We start from the raw sequence: 10,313 nt of genomic DNA, 5'->3' as shown, positions 1-10,313 counted from the left end.
GGCGCTGGCGAAGAAACGATGGGACAACCTCGGCCTGGTCTCGATACTGGACACGATAAACCGACTTAACCGTATAACCTGAACCGCCGTATACGGAACCGTACGTACGGTGGTGTGAGAGGACGGCGGATGTGAATCCGCCTCCTACTCGATGGCGGTCGTTAGCCGTGTGCGCATTTACAGCCCTTGCTTGAACACGCCTCACCATGTTCGTGGTGTTTGGCACAGCCTTCGCAGCAGTAGTGCTTGCCGTGGCGCGCAATCGGATGTTCACCGAGCTTGCAGTTGCATTTAGGACAGTCACAGGTGCTTTCAGAAGTAACAGGCATGGGACAGACTCCTTCAGTGGTGGTTGTCTGAGGCTTGAAAGGCAAGCCGTAGGAATCAGTGTAGCTGCCGAGGGCTGGGATCTTTTGATTTGGTTTTCCCGGGGATTTGAACGTGGGGTTTGTGAGCATATCCGTTGCGGCGGTAACGGCTGCTTAGGGTTGCGCCCAAAGCAACGGATATTCACCCATCCCGTCAAGCCACAGCAAACACCTCGACCAAGCGCTCAGCAATATGCTGCTGCGCCTCTTCAGCCTCATCGATAATCGCGCCCATGCGCATGAAGTCGTGGGTCATGCCCTCATAAACCTTCAATTGCACCTCAACCCCCGCCGCCTGCAAATGACGCGCATACGCCACGCCCTCGTCGTGCAACGGATCACATTCGGCCAACACCAACAGCACCGGTGCGAGGTTGGCGTTGACCTGCGCCAGCAACGGCGAAAAACGAGGATCGAGACGATCACTGACATCACGCTGATAGTGCTCGTAGAACCAGTGCAGCGAATCTTTCTCCAGCAAATGCCCTTCGCCAAAACGCTCGATCGACGGCGTGCTGCGACTGGCATCCGTGACCGGATAAATCAGCACCTGCAAGCGCGGCTGCACGGCGGCGCCCGCCAGTTGCGCGGCGAGTACCGTGGCCAGGCTGCCGCCGACGCTGTCACCGGCAATCGCCAGGCGCGAGGCGTCGATGCCCATACCCTCGGCGCTGACCACCAGCCAATCCCAGGCATCCCGGGCATCATCGGCCGCCGTTGGAAAGCGAAATTCCGGCGCCAACCGGTAAGCCACCGACAGCACCACACAATCGGCCATCGAAGCCAATGCCCGGCAAAGCGAATCATGGGAATCGAGGCTGCCGACCACATAACCCCCGCCGTGGAAATACAACAGCGCCGGACGTCCGGCACCTGCATTCAAAAGCTGATTGCTGTAGATCCGTGCGTTCAGACGCGTACCATCGCGCACGGGTAATTGCAGTTCATCCACCACTTGCAAGTCTTCGCCGCCGGCATCCATCAACAGTGATGACTGATCAAATTGCTCGCGGGCTTCTGCCGGGCTCAGCTCATGCATGCCAACACGTTTGCCACTGGCCCGGCCGTTACCGACCAGTTGCAGGAATGCGGCGATATCAGGGTTCAAAGGCATTTATTTCTCCAAAAGCATTCGCACGCGATGAGCGCCCGAATGCTTTCTTTCTGGTTTCAGAGCAAATTTCAGGACATGGCTACTGGTTCAACGATCTCGCCGAGCATTTCTTCAGCCTCGGACAGGAAAGTTTCATCGCGCGGGATCTGGAAGTGCCCGCAATCAAGCCATTCGCCGCCCATGCCCGACTGCTCAAGTTGCGCCGCCAGTTCCACGGCCTCCTCTTCGCGCCCCAGGGTCCACCAGCAGATAGGGTTGAACGCCAGCGGTGCACAGCGATCCAGTTGCAACGACAGTTGCTTGAGTCGACGCGCCACGCTGAACACATGGGCCAGTTCATCGGCGCCCAGTGCCACGTAGGTCGAAGCCCCACGTTCGGCACTCATGGCCCTGGCGAACAATGCGCGCAGGTTCTGCGGCGTTTCTTCACCGTCGATGCTCAAGCCCGGCGCGGCGTCCGGCAGGGTCACCCGCAGGAAGTCACGCAGATCAGCCTGCCAATCATCCACCGCGCCCTCGTTGACCTTGGCCGACGGTACGAAGCTGTCCACCAGACCAACGAACTTGACTGTCTGGCCGACCTGTTCGAGTTGCGCGGCCATCAACATCGCCAGCGTCCCACCCAGCGACCAGCCCAACAGGTAATACGGCCCGTCTGGCTGTTTCTCACGGATCTGCGCCACATAATCGCTGGCCATGTCCTGCAACGACACATCGTTGAACGCCGGATCCAGCAGCATCCGCGACTGAATCGCCAACACCTGCCGGCGCCCGCTCAAGCGGCGCGCCAATGGTTCGTAGTCGAACACCGTACCGAAGCCGGCGTGAATGCAGAACAGCGGCGCAACGCCCTTGACTTCAGGGTTCATCGCCAGCAACCCGGAGGCTTTTTCGGCGGATCCCTGCACACTGGCAACCAGTTCGGCGATGCTCGGTTTCTGCATCAGGTCGCGCAGTTTCAGGCTCAGCCCTTGGGCTTTCAGCACGCGACTGCGCGCCACCACTTGCAGACTGAGGATCGAATCACCACCCAGTTCGAAAAAGTTGTCGGTGAGGCCGACGCGATCGATTTTCAGCACCTCTTGCCAGATCTTCGCCATGGCCTTTTCCAGCTCGGTGCGCGGCGCCACGTAATCCTGACGTTGTTCGGCGTCGGGGCTGGGCAGGGCCTTGCGGTCGAGTTTGCCATTAGGGGTCAGCGGCATGCGCTCGAGCAACATCAGGTGCGCAGGCACCATGTAGTCCGGCAGGCTGGCCTTGAGCTGCTCGCGCAAGCGTTCGCACAAGCCGTCCGTTGCCGTTTCGGCTGTGGCCAGTACATAACCAAGCAACTGCTTGCCGCTGACACCCTCGCGGGCCACCACGGCGGCGTCACGCACCCCCGGTTGTTGCTTGAGGCACGCTTCGACTTCGCCCAACTCGATGCGGAAACCACGGATCTTCACTTGATGGTCGATCCGACCCAGATAGTCGACAGTGCCGTCCTCACGCTGGCGAACCAGGTCGCCGGTACGGTACAGGCGGCTGCCATCAGCGCTGAACGGGTTGGCCACGAAACGCTCCGCAGTGCCGCCGGCACGTCCCAGATATCCACGGGCCAACGCGCCGCCCAGGTACAGCTCACCGGCAAGGCCCACTGGCAGCGGATTGAGGTCGGCGTCGAGCACATAACCGCTGCGCTCACCCACCACACTGCCGATTGGCGCATAGGCCGCACCGCACTGATCGTCAGCACCGGCTTTCCAGATCAGCGGCGTCACCACGGTTTCGGTCGGGCCGTAGCCATTGATGATGTATTGCGGTTTCAGTGCCCGTTTCGCCAGTTCGAAACTCGCCACCGGCACCGCATCACCACCGAAGCAGTAGATGCGCACCGCCGGCGGGTTGCCGTGCTGTTCAGCGTGCTCGGCCAGTTGCTGCAAGTACACCGGCGGGAACGCGGCCACGGTCACGCAATGCTCATGCAGGGCGTTGTAGGTTTGCTCGGCGGTCCACAGGCTGTCATCACGGATCAGCAGGCGCGCACCGTGGGTCAGTGTCGTCAACCAGCGCTCATGGGCACCGTCGAAGGCGAACGACATGAAGTGCAGTTCGCAATCGGCTTCACTCATCTCATAACGCTGACCGATGGCCTGGCAGTGCATCGCCAATGGCCCGTGAGCGACACCGACGCCTTTCGGCTGGCCGGTAGAGCCGGAGGTATAAATCACGTAGGCCAGATTGTCCGCTTGCACCGCGACCTGCGGCGCCACCTCTGGCTGAGCGCTCAGATCCAGGTGATCGAGTTCCAGCACATGCAGGTTGTCCCCGGTCGGCATCACCTGACGCAGACTCGAATGGCTGAGCAACAAGGCGATGCCCGAATCGCGCATCAGATAACTCAGGCGTTCGCGTGGATACGTCGCGTCCAGCGGTACATAAGCGCCTCCGGCCTTGAGCACCGCCAACAGCGCGACGATCATGTTTTCGCTGCGTGGCAGGGCCACACCGACGCGGATCTCCGGGCCGACACCTTCGGCGATCAGCGTATGGGCCAGACGATTGGCCCGGGCCTCGATCTGGCCGTAGCTGAAGCTCTCGCCATTGAAGATCAATGCAGTTTGGCCTGCATGCGCTTGTGCCCATTGCGCGATGCGCTGGTGCACTGCCAGTTCTTGCGAAGGAGCCGGCAAGGCCTGCGCGATGCATGCCTGACCGGTCGGCAGACCGATGCGGCCCAGCGGCTGCGCGGCGTCTTGCGCCAACGCGGCGAGCAGACCTTCCATGTTGCTGCGGATGCCTTCCACAGTCACCCGGTCGAAATGCTCACGCAGGAACATGTACTCAATCACCAGACCTTCTTCGAGCGTGACCATCAGGTCCATCGGGAAGTTGGTCAGGCCGGCGTTGCTGATTTCGCCGAATTTCAGCGAGTCATCGCGCCATTCGCGCAGCGCCTGGTCGATTGGGTGGTTCTCGAACACGATGATGCTGTCGAACAGCGATTGCCCGGCACGTCCGGCCCAGCGCTGCACATCGGTGAGCGGGGTGTACTCGCGCTCACGCATTTCCAGGTTGAAATCCTGCAAGTCGCGCAGCCATTCGCCGACCGACTGCTCGGCGGGCACATCCTTGATTACCGGCAAGGTGTTGATGAACAGGCCGAGGATCGACTCCGACGCCGGCAGGCTCGCCGGGCGCCCCGCCACCGTGGCGCCGAACGCCACGCAACGCTGACCGCTGTAACGGCTCAGCAGCATCAGCCATGCGCCCTGCACCAAGGTGTTGAGGGTCACTTGCTGAGCTTGCGCAAAGGCCTTGAGCTGTTCGGTGCGCGGCTCGCCCAAGCGGCTATACAGTGCCTCGTGACCACGACCGCTGCCAGTACGCGCCACGGTGTCGGCAAGGTAGGTCGGCTCGTCGAGCTTGCTCAGGTGCTGACGCCAGAACCCTTCGCTGGCATTGCCGTCCTGTTGTTGCAGCCAGTTGATGTAATGACGATACGGCACGGCGTCGGCCAGCGGCTTGCCGGAATACTGGCTCAGCACTTCGCCGATCAACTGCGAACTGCTCCAGCCGTCGATCAGGATGTGGTGATAGGTCCAGATCAACTGATAGCTGTCCTCGCCCACTTGCACCAGCGTCAGACGTTGCAGCGGCGGCTGATCGAGGTCGAAGCCCTTGGCCCGCTCGCCGTCCGCCAAGGCCTGCAAGGCTTGGGCCGAGTGATCCTGTTCGCGCCAGTCGAGCAGGCTGAGCGGCAACGGCGGATCGGCGAGGACGAATTGCAGCGGTTCGGCCATGTCCTGCCAGAGGAAACCGGTGCGCAGGATGTCGTGACGACGGCTGACGGTTTCCCAGGCATCTTTCAAGCGCCAAGGCTCAAGGCCTTGCACCGGAATGCACAACTGGTTGATGTAGAGATCCGACTCCGGCGAGTTCAGGCCGAGGAACAGCATGCCCTGCTGCATCGGCGACAAGCGATAAAGCCCCGCCAGTTGATCCTGCGGCAGCGGCAATTGCGCGATTTGCGCGTCGGTCAAACCGTGCAGAGGCATGTCGACCAGCGCTGCCAACGGTACGTCCGAGGTGCTGGCAACGCGTGGCGCCAGTTGCTCGATGGTCGGGTGCTGGAACAGGTCTTTCGGGCTCAGTTCCAGGCCTTGCTGACGGGCGCGGCTGACCACTTGAATCGAGATGATCGAGTCGCCGCCCAAGGCGAAGAAGCTGTCGGTGGTGCTGACCTGCGCCAGACCCAGCACGTCTTTCCAGATGTCCACCAGCGTCTGCTCGGTAGCGTTGGCCGGTTCGACGTGTTGTTGCGCGGCTGTGAGCTCCAGCGCCGGCAAGCGCTTGCGATCGATCTTGCCGTTGGGGGTCAGCGGTAGCTGCGCCAGCCACAGACGGTGAGTCGGCACCATGTATTCCGGCAGGGTCGCGCCCAGCCAGGTGCTGATGTCGTCGTGCAGTTCACGTTGCAACTCAGTGCTGGCATCCAGCGTTGTCGGATCGGCCGGCACCAGGTAGGCGATCAATTGTTGGCTGCCCAGCACTTCACTGGCCACGACCACCCCTTCGCGCACGGCGGTATGGGCCACCAGACGCGCCTCGATTTCGCCCAATTCGATACGCAAGCCGCGAATCTTCACCTGATGGTCGATCCGCCCCATGTACTCCAACGCGCCCTCTTCGCGCTCGCGAATCAGGTCACCGGTGCGGTACATGCGCTCGCCATTGGCGGCGAGTGGGTTGGGCACGAAGCGCTCGGCGGTCATCGCCGCACGACCCAGGTAGCCGCGAGTGATGCCGGCGCCGGACAGGTACAACTCGGCCGATACTCCTTGCGGGACAAGGTGCAAATCGGCGTCGAGCAAGTGACTGGCGCTGTGGTCGAGGGCACGACCGATGCGCGCCTGACCACCGCTGCCGCGGCGAGTCCAGGTCGAATAGGTGGTGTCTTCCGACGGGCCGTAGAGGTCGTAGACGTGCTCGACCGTCGACTGTTGATACAGCGCGTCGACCAGCCCTTGCTTGAGCGGTTCACCGGCCAGATTGATGATGCGCACACTCGGCGCAATCTCTCCGGCGCGTTGCAGTGCAGCGATGGCCGACGGCACGGTGTTGATCAAACGAACTTGATCGCGAGCCGGCAAGTGCGGCAGCTCCAGGGCATTGCGCGCGATGATCAGCGAACCACCGTTGGCCAACGTGACAAACAACTCCCACACCGACAGGTCGAAGCACACCGAGGTCGAGGCCAGTACGCCTTGAATGTCGTCACGGCTGTAGACCTTGGCCGACCAGTCGATCAACGCCATGACGTTGCGATGGGTAATCGCCACGCCTTTGGGTTTGCCAGTGGAGCCCGAGGTGTAGATCACGTAGGCGAGGTTATCCGGCGCGACCGATGTTTGAGGCGCGACAGCTGAATAGCTATTCAGCGACACCTGATCCAGCAGTAACACTTGCGTTTCGCTCGGCACGCTCAGGGTCGCGGCGACCGCTTGCTCGGTCAGCAACACCCGCGCACGGCTGTCTTCCAACATGTAAGCGACACGACCCGCCGGGTAATCAGGGTCCAGCGGCACATACGCGCCACCCGACTTGAGCACCGCCAGCAAGGCAATGAGCAACTGCTCGGAACGCGGCATTGCCACGCCGACCCGCACTTCCGGGCCAACACCCAGTTCGATCAGTTTGTGTGCCAGACGATTGGCTTGCGCGTCGAGTTCGGCGTAAGTCAGCTGCTTGTCGCCGAAAGTCACCGCCAGCGCTTCCGGCGTTGCCGCCACTTGGAGGGCGATGCCCTGATGGATGCACAGCTCGGTGACGAAATCGGCAACGACGCTCGGGGCACTATCGATCAGGTTCAACTCACTGAGCAAACGCTCACCCGACTCGCTCATCTGCCCGAGCAGGCGCTGCAAGTACTCGCCCAACTGCACCACGCTGTGCGCCGCAAAGCTGTCGCACTGGTAGCTGAAATGCATCGACAATTCATCGCTCAAATGCACCAGCAGGGTCAGCGGGTAGTTGGTCTGTTCGTGGTTGTTGATCTCGCCAAAGCGCAACTCCTGCGGCGCGCCCTGCTCCAGCGCCTCGGACACCGGGTAGTTCTCGAACACCAGAATGTTGTCGAACAGCGCTTCACCGTTGCGCGCGGCCCAACGCTGAATGTCGAACAACGGCGTGTGTTCATGCTCGCGCAGGGCCAGGTTCTGCGCCTGCACACTCTGCAACCACTCGCCCACGCTCGATTGCGCGCGAGGGCTGGCGATCACCGGCAAGGTGTTGATGAACAGCCCAATCTGCTGCTCGACACCTTTGAGTTCGGTCGGGCGCCCCGCCACCGTGGCGCCGAACGCCACGCTTTGTTGGCCGGTCAAGCGCTGCAACAGCAGCAGCCAGGCCGCCTGAATCAGCGTGTTGAGCGTGACTTTTTGCTGGCGAGCGAAATCGCCCAGACGACGGGTCTGCTGCGCGTCCAGCACGCAGAAATGTTCGCCATGCCCGGCACGCGGCGCATCGCCACGCTGTGCCTGAAGTGCCTGCGCCAGCAGGGTCGGCGCCTGCAAGTCGGCTAGTTGCGCGGTCCAGTAGTGCTCGCTGGCCTGTACATCCTGACGTTGCAGCCATTCGATGTAATCGCGATAACGCCCGGCCAGCACAGGCTGAGCAATGCCGCTGTAGCGTTGCAGCACTTCGCCGAGCAACTGCGAGTTGCTCCAGCCATCCATCAGGATGTGATGGTTGGTGTAGATCAAATGGCAGCGCTGGTCATCCAGACGCACCACCACCATGCGCAGCAGCGGCCCTTGGCTCAGGTCAAAACCTTGCGCCTGCTCGGCAGCGGCCAGTGCATTCAATTCGCCCTGGCCATCGCCACGCTCGCGCCAGTCGAGCACGCTGAACGGCATGTCCAGTTGCTTGTGTACCACTTGCACCGGTCGCGCCAGTTCACCCTGCCAGACAAAACAGGTGCGCAGGATATCGTGGTTGTCCACCGCCGCTTGCCAGGCCTGCTGGAAGCGTTGCGGATCGAGGCCTTCGACGTCGAGGCGAACCTGATTGATGTAATCGCCAGCGGCCTGTTCGTAAAGGCTGTGAAACAACATGCCCTGCTGCATTGCCGACAGCGGATAGACATCGGCAATCTGCTGCGCCGGCAATGGCAAGCCGTCGAGTTGCGCCTGCGTCAGGCCGGCCAACGGGAAGTCCGACGGGGTCAGACCTTCAACGCCCGGGGTCAGGCAATGGCCGATCAACGCGGCCAGTTCTTCGGCGTAATCGGCGGCCAGCGCTTCGATGACCGCGCTGTCGAAGCGTTCGCTGCTGAAGGTCCAGCCCATGCGCAACTCGCCGCCATACACCTGACTATTGAGGGTCAGCCAGTTGCCCAGCGGCGCGTCCGGGCTTTGATCGAGGCCGGCGTTGTCCGGCGACGGCACGAACAATGCGCCGTCATCGCCCTCGAAACTGCCGTCGAACTGGCCGAGGTAGTTGAAGGTGATCCGCGGTGTCGGCAAGGCCCGCAGACTCTGTTGCGCCTGAGTGTTACCGACGTGGCGCAGCACACCGAAACCAATGCCCCTGTCGGGGATCGAGCGCAGTTGTTCCTTGATCTGTTTGATTGACTCACCCGCTGTCGCGGCCGGGGTCAGGCACACCGGGAACAGGCTGGTGAACCAGCCGACGGTGCGGGTCAGATCGACCCCATCGAACAGTTCTTCGCGACCATGGCCTTCGAGCTGAATCAGCGTCGACGCCTGCCCACTCCAGCGGCCGATGACTCGCGCCAGCGCCGTCAGCAAAAGGTCATTGACCTGAGTGCGATACGCCGCCGGGGCTTCTTGCAGTAGTTGTCGGGTCAAATCGGCGCTCAGATGAGTCTGCACGGTCTGCGCCAAACGGTTTTGCTGACCGGCGTCCACGCGTTTGCACGGCAGATCGGTGCTGACATCGCTCAGGCAGGCCTGCCAGTAAGCCAGCTCAGCCTGCAACGCCGGGCCGTTGGCGTAACGCTGCAAGTGTTCGCTCCAGTCCTTGAAAGCGCTGGTCTTGGACGGCAGGCTCAACGGCTGATCGCCCAGCAATTGCTGATACGCGTTTTGCAGGTCTTCGAGCAGAATCCGCCACGACACCCCGTCCACCACCAAGTGATGAATCACCAACTGCAAACGCTGAGTGCCGTCGGCCAGATTTGCCAACACAGCGCGCAGTAATGGCCCGTTTTGCAGGTCGAGACTGCGCTGGGCGCGGTTGCCCAAGGCTTCCAGCGCAGCAGCATCGGCGACGTCTTCCTGCCAGAGCAGGTTTTGCGATGAATCTTCCACCACACGGTGTTCGGCCTGCCACACGCCATCCTGCGGCGAGAAACTCAGGCGCAGGGCATCGTGATGGGCCACCAGCGCGCGCAGCACTTGCTCGACCTTGGCGGCGTCCAGCGCCTGACGCGGTTGGAGCAGCACCGACTGATTCCAGTGGTGACGTTCAGGGATTTCATCTTCGAAAAACTGCTGCTGGATCGGCAGCAGCAACGCCGCGCCGGTCACCGCCTGTTGATCAATCGTCGACTCGCCATCGCCCAGTTGTGCGACCAGCGCCAGACGCTGCACGGTCTGGTGCTGGAACAGGTCTTTGGGATTGAGACGAATGCCGGCCTGACGGGCACGGCTGACCACCTGAATCGAAATGATCGAGTCGCCGCCCAGCTCAAAGAAATTATCGTTGAGGCCCACTTTCGGCAGTTTCAGCACGTCTTGCCAGATCGCCGCCAAGCGCTGTTCCAGCTCGCTTTGTGGCGCCTGGTAAGCCTGCTGCGCCTGGCTCGCGTCAGGGGCCGGCAAGGCGCT

The 10,313-nt window shown here is 61.9% G+C and carries 3 protein-coding genes and 1 pseudogene (1 of these 4 cut by a window edge); 1 reads left to right on the top strand and 3 read right to left on the bottom strand.

Annotated elements, in window-relative coordinates; genetic code table 11:
• A pseudogene (locus K5E40_RS35185) lies at positions 1 to 82 on the top strand (maturase); the annotation flags it as partial.
• 79 nt (positions 83 to 161) lie between these two features.
• On the opposite strand, the gene K5E40_RS26365 reads toward K5E40_RS35185, so the two are convergent.
• From K5E40_RS26365 to K5E40_RS26355, 3 genes are all read right to left on the bottom strand, one after another.
• Entirely contained in the window at positions 162 to 329 is a 168-nt protein-coding gene (locus K5E40_RS26365; RefSeq protein ID WP_221733310.1) for a metallothionein, read from the bottom strand.
• Positions 330 to 522: 193 nt separating this feature from the next.
• A complete protein-coding gene (locus K5E40_RS26360) occupies positions 523 to 1,482 on the bottom strand; it encodes an alpha/beta hydrolase (RefSeq protein WP_221733309.1) in 960 nt (319 codons plus the stop codon).
• Between the two features lie 68 nt (positions 1,483 to 1,550).
• On the bottom strand, positions 1,551 to 10,313 hold the 3' portion of the coding sequence (locus tag K5E40_RS26355) for a non-ribosomal peptide synthase/polyketide synthase (RefSeq protein ID WP_221733308.1). The gene runs 6,228 nt beyond the window's last position; the window shows 8,763 of its 14,991 coding nt (coding positions 6,229-14,991); the start codon falls outside the window, past its right edge; the stop codon is at positions 1,551 to 1,553.

Origin of the sequence: Pseudomonas baetica (genome assembly GCF_019733355.1) — a bacterium.
GTDB lineage: Bacteria > Pseudomonadota > Gammaproteobacteria > Pseudomonadales > Pseudomonadaceae > Aquipseudomonas > Aquipseudomonas baetica_A.
The sequence above is the reverse complement of the archived record's forward strand: the minus strand, read 5'-3'. Positions and strand labels throughout refer to the sequence as shown.

What these genes read in the sequence shown, in the direction of transcription:
- K5E40_RS26365 (WP_221733310.1), bottom strand. Translation starts at nt 329, where the DNA reads ATGCCTGTTACTTCTGAAAGCACCTGTGACTGTCCTAAATGCAACTGC.
- K5E40_RS26360 (WP_221733309.1), bottom strand. Translation starts at nt 1,482, where the DNA reads ATGCCTTTGAACCCTGATATCGCCGCATTCCTGCAACTGGTCGGTAAC.